We start from the raw sequence: 14826 nt of genomic DNA, 5'->3' as shown, positions 1-14826 counted from the left end.
CGGGGTGGCATCGCCCGGTAGTGCCGAGCGCGGCGAAGCGGGCGTGTCGCGGGGCACCGGCGTCTACGGTGGGTTGCACTGGTTTAGAGAAGATCGCGCGCGGGGTACCACGCGCGGCACGGCACACCCCACCGACGGCGGGGTCGGGTTCATCCGAGGGAGCACGATGCCACTCAACGACGACGACATCCAGAGCACCAGCGGCGGCGGCCTGGAAGGCCCGGCCGACGGCGGCGCCACCCCCGGTCAGCACGACGGCGGCGCCGATGGCAGCGCCGAGGGTCCGGCTGATGGTGGTGCGACGCCGGGTCAGCACGACGGTGGTGCGGACGGCAGCGCCGAGGGCCCGGCCGACGGGGGTGCGACCCCGGGCCAGCACGACGGTGGCGCCGACGGTGCCGCCCGGTAGCCGAGCACGATGACGCAACTCGATCCGCCGGGCGGCACGGTCCGCCCGGCGGTGGCGTACCCGTCCGCGCTGGCGCGCTGTGTCAGCGTCGAGCCGGAGAAGTTCGCCGCCGCCCACTGGGGACATACGCCGCTGCTGTCCCGCGCCGCCGAGCTGCCCAACCCGGCCGGCTTCACCGACCTGCTCAGCCCCGACGACGCCGACGAACTGCTCAGCCGGCGTGGTCTGCGTACCCCCTTCCTGCGGGTGGCCAAGGACGGCCAGGTGCTGCCCGCGGCGCGCTACACCGGCGGCGGCGGGGCCGGCGCCGAGATCGGCGACCAGGTCCTCGACGAGAAGATCCTGGAGCTGTACGCCGGCGGTGCCACCCTGGTGCTTCAGGGCCTGCACCGCAACTGGCCACCACTTGTCGACTTCACCCGCGAGTTGAGCCTTGCCGTCGGGCAGCCGTTGCAGGTCAACGCCTACCTCACCCCGCCCGGCAGCCAGGGCTTCGCCACCCACTACGACACCCACGACGTGTTCGTGCTCCAGGTCGACGGGCGCAAACACTGGCGGATCCACCCGCCGGTGCTGCCCGACCCGCTCGAACGCCAACCGTGGGGTGGGCGGGCCGACGAGGTCGCCGCCACCGCTGCCGGACCCGCCACCCTGGACGTGGTGCTCGAACCGGGTGACGCGCTCTACCTGCCACGCGGCTGGCTGCACAGCGCCCAGGCCCAGGAGTCCAGCTCACTGCACCTCACCGTCGGCATCCGGGCACTGACCCGGTACGCCCTGGTCGAGGAGCTGCTCGCGCTGGCCACCGAGGACCGCCGGCTGCGGGCCACCCTGCCCCTCGGCATCGACCTGGCCGACCCCGAAGCGATCGAGCCGGAACTCACCGAGACCGTCGAGGCGTTGCGCGACTGGTTGTCGCGCGCCGACCCGGCAGCCGTGGCGGGCCGGCTGCGGCAGCGGGCCTGGCCGGCGTCGCGTCCCGCCCCGATCCGCCCTCTGGCGCAGGCCGCCGCGTTGACCGCGTTGACCGTCGACAGCCACGTCACCGCCCGCCCGGGCCTGCGCTGGCAGCTCACCGTCACCGGCGACCAGGCCACCCTGCGCCTGTTCGACCGCGCCATCACCCTGCCCGCGTACTGCGAACCCGCCGTACGCGCCCTGCTCACCGGCGAGATCACCCGCGTGGGCGACCTCCCCGCCCTGGACAGCGACGCCGACCGCCTCACCCTCACCCGCCGCCTGCTCCGAGAAGCCGCCCTGATCCCCGGCTAGGGTCCGGTGAGGGTGATCCGCCAATCGTTGCTGCGCATCAGGCTGCCGCTACCCGGCGGGTACTCGAAATCGCAGGGGCCGACGAGAGTGAAGCCGAGGCGACGGCAGACTGCGTTGGAGGCGGTGTTCTCGACCGACGGGAACGCGTGCAGCCTGTCGGGCGCGTCCGGGCTGTCGGGCGCGTGGCTGTCGGGCGCGTGCAGGCTGTCGGGCGCGTCGCGGTGGCGGGCAGCCTCGCGCAGCATGCTGATCAGGGCGGTGCCGGCCGCGGAGGCGACACCTCGGCCCTGCCAGGGCGGTAGGACGTTCCACCCGGTCTCGTAGATCTGCTTGCCCTGCCAGTCACGCCGGTGGTACCCGATACTGCCGACCATCTCGTCGCCCAGCAGCACGACGAACATCGCACCGCGAGCAGTTGCCGGCATGGCAAGGTACCGCCGGTGCCGGGCAAGCATCTGCTCCTCCGACTCAGCCCCGCCGACATGCCGCCGCATGTCCGCGGTGTTGATCCGCCGCAACAGCCCAAGCGCCGCCCCCGACCAAGGCACAAGCCGAACCTCCACACCCCACCCTCCCTGTCCCCACGCACCCCTCCCTCCCCGCCGCACCGCCCCGTCGATCTTGCACTTTCGGTCGCCGACTTGCCCCTGTCTGTCCTTTTCGCGGCGACACAAAGTGCAAGATCGACGGGGCGACGGGGCGAGGGGGCGGCGGGGCGGTGCGGCGGGGCGAGGGGGTGGGGGTCAGGTAGCGAGGAGGAGGAGGGTGGTGGTCAGGCCGGCGGTTATGACCAGGAGGACGGGGCGGGGGGTGAGGGTGGCGTGGCGGCGGTCGGCGATCAGGCGGGCCGGGATCAGGCCCAGCACCGGGCCGAGGAGCGTGATCACCAGGGCCAGCACGGGCAGGCCGACGGCGAGTTCACCGTCGGTGCGGTCGCCGAGGGCACGGGCACCGGCCCCCAGGGCGTACGCCAGCACAGCGCCGCCCAGCCCGCACAGCAGCATCAGCGGGTTGACGTTGCCCGGCAGTTCGCCCCGCTGACGGGTACGGCGCAGCAGGTCGCGTGCCCCCTCCAACAGTGGCAACGGGTCGCCGGTGGCGTCGGGTGTCGGTGCCGGGGGTGCGCCCGCCCGTCGTCCGCCACCGCCGAGCCGGGCGTTGAGTTCCTGCCACAGCACGGCGACCTCGGCGTCGACCCGTTCCTGCGTCTCCCGCGCCGCGGCCAGTTCCCGCTCGGCCCGGTTGACCTCCTCGGCCGACTCGGCCACCGCCCGGTCGGCCGCCGCGCACTGCTGCTCGTACCAGGCGTGTGCCTCATCCCGCTGTTGCTGCACCCGTGCGGTCAGTTCGGCGAGCCGCCGCAGTTGGGCCGCGTACGTCTGGCTGGTCACCGGTTCGTTCATCGGGACGGTCCATAGGGGATGATGGTTTGTCCGGTGCGGTGGACCGCCCGGTCGAAGAAGAGCCCGCGCCACGGCCGGGGATACCAGTCCGGCCCCGTGCCAGGGTGCAGCGAGCCCAACTCCCCGCCGTGGGTGTCCAGCGCCACCCAGGCCCCGATCTGGTCGGTGCGGGCGGCCGGTCCGCCCAGGTCGGCGCGCATCCGGGCCACCCCCCGCCACCACGCCAGCACATGCGTACGCCGTTCTGGGCCGTCGTGCAGGATGCGGCGCAGGTGTGCCGCACCGGTCGCCCGTCCGGTGCGGGCGGCCAGCGCGCCGGCTGCCGCGTCGACGGCGAACAGCAGCAGGTAGTGCGGTGCGCTGCTGGATCCCGGCGCACCCAGCCCGTCGGCGGTCTCGGCCAACAGTTCGGCCACGCTCTCCTCGTCGTACCAGGCGGCGTCGTCGGCGAGGTCCTCGTACAGGGCTCGGGTCGCCGGGTCGGCGTCCTGGTCCAGGCAGGCGATGGAGAACCGGGCGGTACCAGGGCGGTGCTGTCGGGCCAGGGACCGGGCGGCCGCGTCCAGCACCGCGCACGCCTCGTCGACCCGGGTGCCGAGCACGGCCAGGTTCCGTCCGGGAGCGCGGGGCAGTCGCAGCGCCGCCGACCGCGCCTGTACGTCGATGATCTCGCCGAGCAGCGCGACCGGGTTGCGGGGTGTGCCGACCTCCGGTGCCGTCAACGCCCGGAAGTCCGGCGCGTCGGCCAACCGGGGGATCGCGTCGCCGTCGAACAGCCGCGCCGGTGCCGCCTCGGCCGGCCGCATCCGCCACAGCCGGTGTTGAAGCTCGCTCCAGGTCTCCCAGTCGCTGGCCGACGGGATCCGGGCCACCTCGTTGCCGTCGGGCAGGCCCGACTCGGCGTTGACCACCGCGTGGAACTTCGGCAGCGACTGCGCGGCGTCGTTGGATTCGGCCAGGATCCGCAGCGCCTTGGGCAGCGCGATGCGCAGCGTGAACTGGGCGACAAGCGCCGGACGACCCCACAACGCCTCGATGCCGCGTACGTCCTGGGAGGCCAGCACCAGGTGGATGCCCTGGGAACGACCGCGCCGGGCCAGGTCCTCCAGCAGGTCGGCGGCCTCCCGGGCCACCGCGTCCCGCCCGGCCAGCAGCATCTGGAACTCGTCCACCACCGCCACGATCCGGGGCCAGTGGCCGGTCGGGTCCACCGTACGCAGCTCGGCCAGCTTGGTGACCTCGTGTTTCTTCGCCGCGTCGGCGCGGCGGCGCAGCTCCTCGGCGAGGAACCGCAGCAGCGCCAGACCGAACTCCCGGTCGGTGTTGACGTTGATGCCGACCAGCCGCATGTGCGGCAACCAGCTCGGGTCCCGCCGGCCCTGCGCGAACCGGGCGAAGGACACCCCCTCCTTGAAGTCGAGCAGGTAGAACTCCAACTCGGCGGGGGAGTAGCGGGCGGCGAGCGCGCCGATCCAGGCGAAGATCAGGTTGGTCTTGCCGGTGCCGGACGGGCCGCCGATCAGCGCGTGCGGTGGATAGTCGCCGAGGGTGACCAGCACCGGCCGGCCGTGCGGCCCTTCGCCGATCGGCGCGGTCAGCCCGGTCGCCGAGTCCTCCTGCCACATCTGCTCCGGTGAGGGCAGCAGGTCGGTGAACGGGGTGGGGGCGGGACCGGCGCTGACCACCGTGGCGATCTGACGGCAGGTCTCGGTGACCAGGGTGGCAGGTGGGGGCGGGTCCAGGCGTACCGGCAGGGTGCCGATCCGGGCGTCGGCCCCGGTGGCCCGCACCCGGGTGACCGTCGGATCCTCCGGCAGCGGCACCCCCCGCACGATCAGGTGTACGCCGCACGCGGCACCGGCCCGGACCACCCGGTCGAGTTGCCCGCGTTCGTGCCGGGACAGTTCCTCCCCGCCGAGCAGCACCGCCACCCGCCACGGCTCCGGTCGGCGACCGGTGGCGGCGGCCAACTCGCGCAGCGTGGCGTGTTCCCCGGCGAGCACCGTCTCGTTGATCCGGCGGATCTGCTCCACCAGGTCGTCCAGCAGCCGGCCCAGTCCACCCGGCCCGACGAAGGTGAGCAGCCCGGCGGTGCCCAGCGGGGCGAATCCGGCCAGTCCGCCGCCCAGATGATCGGGGTCGTAGCCGACCACCCGCACGTCGCCCGGCGCGGCCCGGCCGAGGCTGCGCAGCAGCAGCGCGGACACCACGGCGGCACAGCCCTCGGCGTCCCCGTCGAGGGCGACGTGGCCGCCGTCGAGCAGCGCCACCAGCGCCGGCACCGGTTCGGCCTCGGGCAGCTGCACCGTACCGATGCGGGTCGCGCCCGGCGGTTCGCCCCGCCCGGCGGGGGTCGGTCGCCACTGCGCCCACGGGGCCGAACCGGCCCCGGGCGCCTCCCGGGTCGCGGCCTCGGCCGCCTGCCGGGCCAGGGCCGCGAGCCGCGACGTGTGCTGGGCGTCGATCTCGGCGAGCCGCCGGTCGCGTTCGGCACCCACCCGCTGCGGTACGCCCAGCGCGGCCCGACGTACCCGCACCGCCCGCTCCCGGGCGGTCGTCACGGCGGTCTGTGCGGCGGCCGACCTGTTCCGGGACGCGCCGAGTGCGTCGGCGAGCAGTTCCCGGACCCGGGCGACCAGCTGGTTGCGCCGGTCAGCCATCGATCCCGTTCCCGGGCCGGCCGGCCATCCCGTGCTCGGCGATCGGCCGTCTCGGCGGCCCATCCCACGGTGCCTCCCGCCTGGGCGGGCGCTGGCCGACGGGCCTGGTCGCGTCCGGTGTCGACGGTGTACCGCCCGTGCTCGGCGTCGTCCGGGTGCTGCCCCCGTGAGGCGGGGCGCCAGCCGTGTTCGGCCTCGACGGGGTGCTGCCCGTGTAAGGCGCCGACGGGGTGCCAGCCGTGGTCGGCCTCGACGGGGTGCTGCCCGCGTGAGGCACCGACGGGGCGCCGCCGGTCCGAGGCGTTGACGGGCCCCCTGTGCTCGGTGTTGACGGGGTGCCGCCGGTGTTCGGTGTCGGCGGGGTGCTGCCCGCGTCCGGCAGGTCCCGGCCGAGGCGGTCGAGCAGCACGCCGGTGAGCACACCGGCGGTGACCGCCGGGTCGGCGGCGTGCGGCTGGTCGTCGTTGCCGCGACGCGGCGGCGGCATCCGGCAGACCCGGGTCAGCAGGGTGTCCAGCACCGGAGGGGGCAGGCCGGGCAGCAGGTCACGGACTCGGCCGTCCAGCTCGCGGTGCAGCCGAGGCAGATCGTCACCGCGCGGCGGGTGGCCGAGCAGTTGCCCGGCGAGGTCGCGCAGCAGCGGTGGCGCCACCGCGGCCAGACCCATGCCCACGTCCGCGTGGGCCCCGCGCAGCTCCCGGTGCAGCCGGTCGCGGTCGCCGGCGCGTACGCCACGCACCACCCGGCGCAGCAGTTCCTGGGAGTCGGTGACCCGGTCGTCGGGTTGCTCGGCCGGGCCCTCGCGCCCACCGGTCAGCTCCGCCACCCGTACCGCCCACCAGCGGCGCAGCCGCACGTCGCCGGCGGGCTCCGGCACGGCGTCGGCCACCGGCCCGGCTGCCCGCGGATCGTCGTGCACGGGTCGACGCTCCGGCGCCCCGGCCGGCGGTGCGGCCCCGTCGGGTGCCAGTCCGATCGCCGCCAGGTACGCGGTGAGCTGCTCCTGGGCGATCCGCAGCGCGTAGCCCGCGGTCTCGGCGTGCTCGGTGGCGGCGGACAGCTCCGGCACCCCCATCGGGTTGGCGGACTCCTGGCGTACCCAGCGCAGCCGCTCGGTGGCCAGCCCGAACTTCTCCAACGCCTGCGTCAGCAGACCCAGGGGCAGTTCCTCGGCGGCGGCCCGGACCTGCGCGCCGACATCCTCGACGATGGACACGCCGGCCCCTACAGCGTCGCGACGTACTGCTGGGCCTGCTCGACCGCGACGAGCGTCGCGGCGAGGCACTCCTCAAGCTCCTGACTGGCCTGGGTCAGCGACGCCTGCGCCGCCTCGACGGTGGTGTGCCCACTGCCCTCCAACGCGCCGGCGAGCGTCTGCTGCGCCTCGGCCAGTTTCTCGCCGGCAGCCTGCACGGCGCTCTGGCCGTCACCGATCTGTTGGAGCGCTATGTCGATGGCTGCCTTGAGCTCGGCGACGCTCGCCACGCGGGAACCTCCTGGGGGCGGGGAGGACTCCATTAGAGCCTATGCCGGTTGGGAAACGAACATCCGCCCTGTCAGTGTTGCTGCCCAGCTGACCGGTTGTCGACCACGGGAGACGTGAGTCCGATTCGTGGGACCCGGGGTCGGAAGATCACCAACAGTGATCGAGACACGGTCGGCGGCTGTTCCGGGCCGGAGTCGACATGGGTCGGGTTGGTGGGGCTGGAGTCGACGCGGGCCGGGTCAGGGGCGGAGCCAGCGTGGGCCGTACACCTCGGCACCGAGCACGGTGACCCGGTCCCGCAGCGCGCGGTCGGCGGTGACCACCAGACGACGGCGGTCACCGGCTCCGGCGACCAACTCGACCACCGCGTCGTCGCCGGAGCCGGCGGCGGAGACCACCCGCACCCCGTCGACCCCGGGTACCTCGCGGGCCGCACCCTCCACGACCAGCACCACTTCGACCGGCGGGGGTAATTCCGGCGGCACGCCCTGCCCACCCAGCGGCACCAGGGTGTCGCGCAGTCGAGCGGTCGCCCCGGCGCGGTCCCGCCACCAGCCGTCCGGCCGGGATCCGACCACGTTGGCGGCGTCCACGATGAGCAGCGGAGTCGCGTTCATCGGCTCACCATGCCACCCGGCCGGTCGTCCCGCGCGACCGCCGCGCCGAGCAACCGTCCCGCGCCGACCCTATCGGCGAAACGGCGGCATCCCACTCCGGCGGACACCGCCATTGGCGCCGACCGGCCCGCCGCGCCGACAGTTTCGGCGCTATGGCGGTATCCCGCTCCCGTGGATACCGCCGTTACGGCGAAACCGAGTCGATCATGCCCGCTGCCCGCAGCCCGCCGGCGGCGAGTCGATCAAGCCGTCGGCCGGTGGGCTCGCTCGTCCGGGTGGTGCGGGGTGGCGTTTGTCCGGCCGAGGGCCGGGTAGCCGGTGCCGACCCGTCTCGCGCCCGACCGCGGAGGACAGACATGATTGGACCCGGCGACTTCGGTTCGGACCCGTGGGACGAGTTCCTGGCCCGGTACTTCGGTCGGGGCGAGGGCGGGCGGCGGCCCGCGCACCGGGTCGACATCACCCGGCTGATGACCGCCGACGCCCGGGAGATGCTGGCCGACGCCGCACGCCGGGCGGCGCAGAAGAAGAGCAACGACCTGGACACCGACCATCTGCTCTGGGCCGCGCTGCAACGCGAACCGCTGCGGGATCTGGTACGCCGTGCCGGCGCGGACCCGGACACCCTGGTCAACGCCTTGGGTGGGCGCGGTGACGGCGCCCCACAGGGTGAGGTGCCGCCGAACCTGTCGTTGACCCCGGCGGCCAAGCGGGCTCTGCTGGACGCCCACCAACTGTCCCGGGCGATGGGCGCGAACTACATCGGCCCCGAGCACATCCTGATGGCGCTGCCGCTGAACCCGGAGTCGCCGGCCGGGCGGATGCTCGCCGCGGGCCGGATCCAGCCGGAGTCGTTGCAGGCGGCCAACGCCGAGCGCGGGCCGATGACCAACCCACGCCCGGATCGCGGCACCCCCACCCTCGACCAGTACGGCCAGGATCTCACCGAGTTGGCCCGGAACGACCAGATCGACCCGGTCATCGGGCGGGCCGCCGAGATCGAGCAGGCGGTGGAGATCCTGTCCCGGCGGACCAAGAACAACCCGGTGCTCATCGGTGAGGCCGGCGTCGGCAAGACCGCGATCGTGGAGGGCCTGGCCGAGCGGATCTGCGACGGTGACGTGCCGCAGACCCTGCTCGGCAAGCGGGTCATCCAGCTCGACCTGGCCGGTCTGGTGGCCGGCACCCGCTACCGGGGTGACTTCGAGGAGCGGTTGAAGAAGGTGATCGACGAGATCCGGGCGCACCGGGAGGAGCTGATCATCTTCCTGGACGAGATCCACACCCTGGTCGGTGCGGGCGGCGCCGGCAGCGAGGGCGGCATGGACGCCTCGAACATGCTCAAACCGGCGTTGGCCCGGGGTGAGTTGCGGGTGATCGGCGCGACCACCCTTGACGAGTACCGGCGCAGCATCGAGAAGGACGCCGCGCTGGCCCGACGCTTCCAGCCGGTGTTCGTGCCCGAGCCCAGCGGCGAGGACACCGTGGCCATCCTGCGCGGCCTGCGCGACCGCTACGAGGCGCACCACCAGGTGCGGTTCACCGACGAGGCGCTGGTCGCCGCCGCCGAACTCTCCGACCGCTACATCACCGACCGGTACCTGCCGGACAAGGCGATCGACCTGATCGACCAGGCCGGCGCCCGGGTCCGGCTGCGCACCCGTACTCCCGCCGCCGACGTCCGCGACCTGGAACAGCAACTCGAAGAGGTACGCCGGGACAAGGAGCAGGCGGTCGCCGACGAGCAGTACGAGCGCGCCTCCGCCCTGCGCGATCGGGTCGCCGAGTTGGAGGAGCAGGTCGGCCGCGCCCGCGGCGACGAAGGCACCGGCAGCCAGGTGCCCGAGGTGGGGCCGGACGAGATCGCCGAGGTGGTCTCCCGGGCCACCGGCATCCCCGCCAGCCAACTCACCGAGGAGGAACGGGACCGGCTGCTGCGCCTGGAGGGCCACCTGCACGAGAAGGTCATCGGGCAGGACGACGCGGTCAACGCGGTGGCCGAGGCGGTACGCAGGTCGCGTACCGGGTTGGCCGACCCGAACCGCCCGATGGGCAGCTTCCTGTTCCTCGGGCCCACCGGCGTGGGCAAGACCGAGCTGGGCCGGGCCTTGGCCGAGGCGTTGTTCGGCGAGGCGGACCGAATGGTCCGGGTGGACATGAGCGAGTTCCAGGAACGCCACACGGTCAGCCGGCTCGTCGGCGCCCCACCCGGCTACGTCGGGTACGAGGAGGCCGGTCAGCTCACCGAGGCGGTGCGCCGCCGCCCGTACGCGGTGGTGCTGCTCGACGAGATCGAGAAGGCGCACCCCGACGTGTTCAACATCCTGTTGCAGGTGCTCGACGACGGGCGGCTCACCGACAGCCAGGGTCGGACGGTCAACTTCAAGAACACCGTCCTGATCATGACGAGCAACCTCGGCTCCGAGCTGATCACCGGTAGTCAGCGGGCCGTCGGCTTCGGTGCCGGCGCGCCCGGCAGCGATCAGGAGAGCGACGAGCTGCGGGAACGCCTGATGCGCCGGTTGCAGGAGAACTTCCGCCCGGAGTTCCTCAACCGCATCGACGAAGTGATCATCTTCCGGCGGTTGGAGGCCGCGCAGCTGCGCCAGATCACCGGGCTGCTGCTGGAGGAGACCCGCCGCCGGTTGCACGCCCAGGACATCGAGGTGGACTTCACCACCGCCGGTGTCGACTGGCTCGCCGAACACGGCTACCAACCGGAGTTCGGCGCCCGGCCGCTGCGCCGGGTCATCCAGCGCGAGGTGGACAACCAGCTCTCCCGGATGCTGCTGGAACAGCAACTCTCCCCGGGCCAGAAGATCACCGTCGACGTCCAGGACGGTCAGCTCAGCTTCGACGTGTCGGCCGGGTCACGCGCCCACACGGCCGCCTCGACCACCCATCCGCGCTGACCGGAATGTCCCTGCACGGGGAGGGTACAGATGACCGAACCGGAGGAGATCCGCGACGACGACCGTGCCGACCCGATCGTGGCGCCGCCGACGGCCAACCCCGCCCGGGTGCAGGTGCCGGCGGAGGGGCCGGGCGGGCAGATCGACAAAGGGCACCCGGAAACACCCGGGTCGCCGTCGGCAGAGGAGGGCTGATGGTACGCGAACAGCGACTCGACCCCGAGGTGGAAGTGCTCTGGGAGGACTTCCACGCCGAGGTCAACGTGCCGTCCGAACAGCTGCGGCAGTGGCTGCTGACCCGCGGCTCCGGCGAGGAGGCGTTCGGCCCGAACCCGGACCTGGACCTGCCCGAACCGGGCCGGCAGATCCTCGCCGTGCTGCGCAAACGCAAGGTCGACCTGACGCCGGAGGACATCGAGGTGATGCGCGAGGCGGTGGACCGCATCCGGGACCTCACCGCGGCCAAACCCAGCCGGGGCAACGCCGACGACGAGTGGCGGCACTCCCTGCTGGACCTCGGACACGACGTACTCGTCGAGCGGTAGGCCGACCCACGACGCCGCCGTCACGGCCCCGGTTCGGGCCGCGACGGCGGCGTCGGCGCTACTCGGTGCCCAGGCTGGGGAAGTCCAGCCCGGCTGCGTCCGCGGCGGCCTGCCGGTCGGCGCGGGCCTGCTCCTCACGGGTGATCAGGTTGGCGTACTCGGTCAGGTCGGCCGGGTCGGGCACCTCCGGCAGCCGGCGGAGGAACGCTTCCACGTCCCGCACGGCGGTGGTGTGCCGCGCGGCCGCCTCGCGCAGGACCTCGCGGTCGTCGGCGGCGGGATAGAGGTCGGTCATGGCCGCCCTTTACCCACCATCAGGCCGTTCGCACCCGCGGGTCGACCACCACCGGCACCGTCGACCGCAAACCGAACGACGGGTTGCGCAACAACCAGGCCAGGTACGCCGGGTGCGGGGCGAGCGAGTCGGTGTACGAGGTCAGCGCCGTCTCCAGCACCAGGTCGGCCATCCGGGCGGCGGGAGACTCGGGATGCCAGCCCAGCATCAGCCGCCACCGCAGCGGCGTACCGGCCAACCGCCGGGTCACCAACCCGGCCACCGGCCGGAACGTGGCCTGGCACAACGCCACCGCCTCACCGGCGTCCACCAGGTCGATGCAGCCGCGCACGTCGGCCTCGTACACCTTGCGGGGGGTGAAGCCGGCGCGGGCGCAGGCGGCGGCGAAGCAGTCACCGAAGCAGCCGTCTCCCGGCGCCGCCACCCACTGCTCGTGACGCAGGTCGGCCAGCGCCACCTCGTCCCGGTCGGCCAGCGCGTGCGTCTCCGGCAGCAGCACCATGACCGGGTCGACGGCGACCTCCCGCCAGCTCAGCCCGTAGTCGGCCGACGGGGTGGAATCGCCGCACACCCCGGTCAACGCGTAGTCCAACCGCCCACCGGCGACCAGTTGGGCCAACTCGTCCACCGACCACGACGCGTACGTGGTGATCTGGGCCTGTGGCTGTTCGGCGGCGAGCCGGTGTACCAGCCGTCCCAGGATCGGGCTGTTCACCCCGCCGAAGCGGTAGCGGCGCGGCGCGTCCCCCGCGCCGGCCAGCCGGGCCGCCTCGTCCTGAAGGCCCTTCATCGCCGGCAGCAGCACCCGGGCCCGGGCCAGCACCAGCTCGCCGAGCGCGGTGGGCCGGGCCCCCCGGCGGTCCCGTTCGAACAGCGGCCCGCCCAGGGTCCGCTCGATGCGCTGGAGCTGGGCGGTCAGCGCCGGTTGAGCCAGTCCGAGAGTCGAGGCCGCCTTGGTCACGCTCCCGGTCTCCGCGATCGCGCAGACCACCCGCAGGTGGCGCAACTCCAGATTCATAGCGTGACGGTAGGGCCACGGAGCAGTTGGCGGTAGTGCCTGGACGAATCAACGACCATGAACATGTCCTGGCTCACTCAGCGTGGTGGCAGATCCTTCAGCTCGCTCAGCTGTGTGTGTCGACCGGTGACCGCGTCGCGGAGCTTGTCGACAAGCGCCACCGCCGGCTCGACGATGCGGTTCCACGGCGGGGTGTGCGGGACGCCGGGGTGCGGGCGGGTGGGCGCGGCCTCCTCGGCGATCTCCAGCCGATTGCCGAGCCGGACCAGCTCCTCCTCGGTGGCGGCGTCACACAACCGCTGCACCAGCGCGTCGACCGCCGTCACGTGCGTCTCGACCAGTTGGGCGACCATCGCCAGCCGGTCGTCGGTCAGCCCTCGCAGCGCCATCAGCAGGGCGGTGTCACCGGCCAGCACCTCGGCGACCGGCTCGTCGGCGTCGGGCAGCGCCTGGCGGACGGCGGGCAGCAGGTACTGCTCCTCGGCCGACAGGTGCCGGGACAGGGCGGCGACGAGGATCTCCCGCCCGTGCGCGGGGTCCGGGCCGGGCTCGACCAGCCGGTGGGTCAACGCCAGCAGCTGCTGGTGCTCCTCGGCGATGGTGGCGGCGATGCTACGCCCGGCGGGCTGGTAGCCGTCGCCCGGAGTGGGGGGTAGCGGCGGCAGGTGGACGGACACGGTCCCTCCTCGGCGGGCGGGTGGAGCGCCGATGATATGGCAACCTCGGCGCGGGGCAGTACCCGCACCCGTCGGCCCCGAAACGCCTCCCGCCGAGGGGGCGGGCTGCACCGGCGCTGCATGGGCGTGACCTGCGGCTGGTATGAAGAGGCGATGACGAGTGACGCCCACCCCGCCCTTCCCGCGCCGACCGACGAGGTCGTCGACCTCTGCCGGGACCTGCTGCGTATCGACACCACGAACACGGGCGACAACGCCACCAGCACGGGCGAGCGGCTCGCCGCCGAGTACGTCGCGGAGAAGCTGGCCGAGGTCGGCGTCGAATCGGTGCTGCACGAGTCCGCGCCGGGCCGGGCCAACGTGATCGCCCGGATCCCCGGCACCGATCCCAGCCGGGGAGCGTTGCTCGTGCACGGCCACCTGGACGTCGTGCCGGCCGACCCCGCCGAGTGGTCGGTGCACCCCTTCTCCGGCGAGCTGCGCGACGGCTACCTGTGGGGTCGGGGCGCCATCGACATGAAGGACTTCGACGCGATGGTCCTGGCGGTGGTACGCCACTGGCAGCGCACCGGCGTGCGCCCGCCGCGCGACATCGTGCTGGCGTACACCGCCGACGAGGAGGCGGGCAGCGACTACGGCGCGCACTTCCTCGCCAGCCGGCACCGGGAGCTGTTCGACGGCTGCACCGAGGCCATCGGCGAGGTCGGCGGCTTCTCGTACACGGTGGACGAGTCACGGCGGCTGTATCTGATCGAGACCGCCGAGAAGGGCATCGACTGGCTGCGCCTGCACACCAAGGGGCGCCCCGGGCACGGCTCGATGGTGCACGACGACAACGCGGTCACCGCGCTGGCCGAGGCGGTGGCCCGGATCGGGCGGCACCGCTTCCCGGTGGTCGTCACCGACACCGTCCGGGCCTTCCTGGAGGAGGTGTCCGAGCTGCTCGGCATCGAGCTGGACCCGGAGGACCCGGAGACGGCGATCGCCAAGCTCGGCCCGATCGCCAACATCATCGGCGCCACCATCCGCAACACGGCCAACCCCACCCGGCTCGCCGCCGGGTACAAGGAGAACGTCATCCCCGGCAGCGCCAGCGCCACCATCGACTGCCGTAGCCTGCCCGGGCAGTCCGAGCTGCTGGAGCGGCAGCTGCGGGAGCTGATCGGCCCGGACATCGCGATCGAGTACATCCAACGTCAGCCGGCGCTGGAGACCACCTTCGACGGCCCGCTGGTCGAGGCCATGTCGGCCGCGCTGCGCGCCGAGGACCCGGGTGCCCACCCCGTGCCGTACATGCTCTCCGGCGGCACCGATGCCAAGGCGTTCTCGCAACTGGGCATCCGCTGCTTCGGCTTCGCGCCGCTGCGCCTGCCGGCCGACCTGAACTTCTCGGCGTTGTTCCATGGCATCGACGAGCGGGTTCCGGTGGACGGACTACAGTTCGGCGTGCGGGTTCTCGACCGGTTCCTGCGTACCTGCTGATGTCACGCCCGGTTCGGGCAGGACTTCACGGAAACAGCCTGAAAGGGACG

Annotated in this window: 14 protein-coding genes and 1 pseudogene; 6 read left to right on the top strand and 9 right to left on the bottom strand. The window is 73.2% G+C overall.

Translation table 11 applies throughout. The features are described 5' to 3' along the window. Nucleotides 1–166: 166 nt before the first annotated feature. A complete protein-coding gene (locus JMF97_RS17760; protein WP_126710797.1) occupies nt 167–409 on the top strand; it encodes a hypothetical protein in 243 nt (80 codons plus the stop codon). A 9-nt stretch (nt 410–418) separates the two neighbouring features. Beyond that, nucleotides 419–1681, top strand: a complete 1263-nt coding sequence (locus JMF97_RS17755) for a cupin domain-containing protein (protein ID WP_203222571.1) — start codon at nt 419–421, stop codon at nt 1679–1681. Here the strand turns inward: JMF97_RS17755 and JMF97_RS17750 are convergent. The 6 genes and pseudogenes from JMF97_RS17750 to JMF97_RS17725 all read right to left on the bottom strand — a co-directional run bounded on the left by JMF97_RS17750 (nt 1678) and on the right by JMF97_RS17725 (nt 7847). Then, nucleotides 1678–2175, bottom strand: a complete 498-nt coding sequence (locus tag JMF97_RS17750; protein WP_238359578.1) for a GNAT family N-acetyltransferase — start codon at nt 2173–2175, stop codon at nt 1678–1680. The genes JMF97_RS17755 and JMF97_RS17750 overlap by 4 nt on opposite strands. A 249-nt stretch (nt 2176–2424) precedes the next feature. After that, a complete protein-coding gene (locus JMF97_RS17745; RefSeq protein ID WP_203222569.1) occupies nt 2425–3084 on the bottom strand; it encodes a hypothetical protein in 660 nt (219 codons plus the stop codon). Next, on the bottom strand, nt 3081–5744 hold the full coding sequence (locus JMF97_RS17740) for an FtsK/SpoIIIE domain-containing protein (protein ID WP_203222568.1): 2664 nt from the start codon (nt 5742–5744) through the stop codon (nt 3081–3083). The genes JMF97_RS17745 and JMF97_RS17740 overlap by 4 nt, the downstream gene beginning before the upstream one ends. 316 nt (nt 5745–6060) lie before the next feature. Then, nucleotides 6061–6960: pseudogene (locus JMF97_RS17735) on the bottom strand (hypothetical protein); the annotation flags it as partial. 8 nt (nt 6961–6968) lie between these two features. Further along, a complete protein-coding gene (locus tag JMF97_RS17730) occupies nt 6969–7229 on the bottom strand; it encodes a hypothetical protein (RefSeq protein WP_013734364.1) in 261 nt (86 codons plus the stop codon). A 240-nt stretch (nt 7230–7469) separates the two neighbouring features. Beyond that, the gene (locus JMF97_RS17725) at nt 7470–7847 is read right to left on the bottom strand and encodes a hypothetical protein (RefSeq protein WP_013734363.1); all 378 of its coding nucleotides are present in this window, start codon (nt 7845–7847) and stop codon (nt 7470–7472) included. Nucleotides 7848–8203: 356 nt separating this feature from the next. Between JMF97_RS17725 and JMF97_RS17720 the strand changes: the two genes are divergently transcribed. The 3 genes from JMF97_RS17720 to JMF97_RS17710 are packed head-to-tail and all read left to right on the top strand — an operon-like array spanning nt 8204 to nt 11304. Beyond that, a complete protein-coding gene (locus JMF97_RS17720; protein ID WP_203222566.1) occupies nt 8204–10759 on the top strand; it encodes an ATP-dependent Clp protease ATP-binding subunit in 2556 nt (851 codons plus the stop codon). Between the two features lie 30 nt (nt 10760–10789). Then, on the top strand, nt 10790–10954 hold the full coding sequence (locus JMF97_RS17715; protein WP_203222565.1) for a hypothetical protein: 165 nt from the start codon (nt 10790–10792) through the stop codon (nt 10952–10954). Next, complete coding sequence (locus JMF97_RS17710) at nt 10954–11304, top strand: DUF3140 domain-containing protein (protein ID WP_203222564.1); 351 nt, start codon at nt 10954–10956, stop codon at nt 11302–11304. Before JMF97_RS17715 ends, JMF97_RS17710 begins: the two co-directional genes overlap by 1 nt. Nucleotides 11305–11362: 58 nt before the next feature. Here JMF97_RS17710 and JMF97_RS17705 read toward each other — a convergent pair whose 3' ends face one another. The 3 genes from JMF97_RS17705 to JMF97_RS17695 form a co-directional block, all read right to left on the bottom strand. Further along, the gene (locus JMF97_RS17705) at nt 11363–11599 is read right to left on the bottom strand and encodes a hypothetical protein (RefSeq protein ID WP_013734359.1); all 237 of its coding nucleotides are present in this window, start codon (nt 11597–11599) and stop codon (nt 11363–11365) included. Nucleotides 11600–11618: 19 nt separating this feature from the next. Further along, on the bottom strand, nt 11619–12617 hold the full coding sequence (locus JMF97_RS17700) for a LysR family transcriptional regulator (protein ID WP_203222563.1): 999 nt from the start codon (nt 12615–12617) through the stop codon (nt 11619–11621). Between the two features lie 77 nt (nt 12618–12694). Then, nucleotides 12695–13294 carry a hemerythrin domain-containing protein gene (locus JMF97_RS17695; protein ID WP_013734357.1) on the bottom strand — a complete coding sequence of 200 codons (600 nt, stop codon included), beginning with the start codon at nt 13292–13294 and terminating at the stop codon, nt 12695–12697. A gap of 153 nt (nt 13295–13447) precedes the next feature. Here JMF97_RS17695 and JMF97_RS17690 point away from each other — a divergent pair, with 153 nt between their 5' ends. Further along, nucleotides 13448–14776, top strand: a complete 1329-nt coding sequence (locus JMF97_RS17690; protein ID WP_203222562.1) for a M20/M25/M40 family metallo-hydrolase — start codon at nt 13448–13450, stop codon at nt 14774–14776. The last annotated feature ends 50 nt before the right edge of the window (nt 14777–14826 follow it).

This window comes from Micromonospora fiedleri, assembly GCF_016774385.1.
Taxonomy (GTDB): Bacteria; Actinomycetota; Actinomycetes; order Mycobacteriales; family Micromonosporaceae; genus Micromonospora; species Micromonospora gifhornensis.
Note: the sequence above shows the minus strand (reverse complement) of the source record. Positions and strands in the feature narration are given on the sequence as shown.

Excerpts from the sequence above, each read along its gene's own strand:
- JMF97_RS17740 (WP_203222568.1), bottom strand. The coding sequence starts at position 5,744 with ATGGCTGACCGGCGCAACCAGCTGGTCGCCCGGGTCCGGGAACTGCTC.
- JMF97_RS17700 (WP_203222563.1), bottom strand. The coding sequence starts at position 12,617 with ATGAATCTGGAGTTGCGCCACCTGCGGGTGGTCTGCGCGATCGCGGAG.
- JMF97_RS17755 (WP_203222571.1), top strand. The coding sequence starts at position 419 with ATGACGCAACTCGATCCGCCGGGCGGCACGGTCCGCCCGGCGGTGGCG.
- JMF97_RS17690 (WP_203222562.1), top strand. The coding sequence starts at position 13,448 with ATGACGAGTGACGCCCACCCCGCCCTTCCCGCGCCGACCGACGAGGTC.
- JMF97_RS17710 (WP_203222564.1), top strand. The coding sequence starts at position 10,954 with ATGGTACGCGAACAGCGACTCGACCCCGAGGTGGAAGTGCTCTGGGAG.
- JMF97_RS17760 (WP_126710797.1), top strand. The coding sequence starts at position 167 with ATGCCACTCAACGACGACGACATCCAGAGCACCAGCGGCGGCGGCCTG.
- JMF97_RS17715 (WP_203222565.1), top strand. The coding sequence starts at position 10,790 with ATGACCGAACCGGAGGAGATCCGCGACGACGACCGTGCCGACCCGATC.
- JMF97_RS17725 (WP_013734363.1), bottom strand. The coding sequence starts at position 7,847 with ATGAACGCGACTCCGCTGCTCATCGTGGACGCCGCCAACGTGGTCGGA.
- JMF97_RS17750 (WP_238359578.1), bottom strand. The coding sequence starts at position 2,175 with ATGCGGCGGCATGTCGGCGGGGCTGAGTCGGAGGAGCAGATGCTTGCC.
- JMF97_RS17720 (WP_203222566.1), top strand. The coding sequence starts at position 8,204 with ATGATTGGACCCGGCGACTTCGGTTCGGACCCGTGGGACGAGTTCCTG.
- JMF97_RS17745 (WP_203222569.1), bottom strand. The coding sequence starts at position 3,084 with ATGAACGAACCGGTGACCAGCCAGACGTACGCGGCCCAACTGCGGCGG.
- JMF97_RS17705 (WP_013734359.1), bottom strand. The coding sequence starts at position 11,599 with ATGACCGACCTCTATCCCGCCGCCGACGACCGCGAGGTCCTGCGCGAG.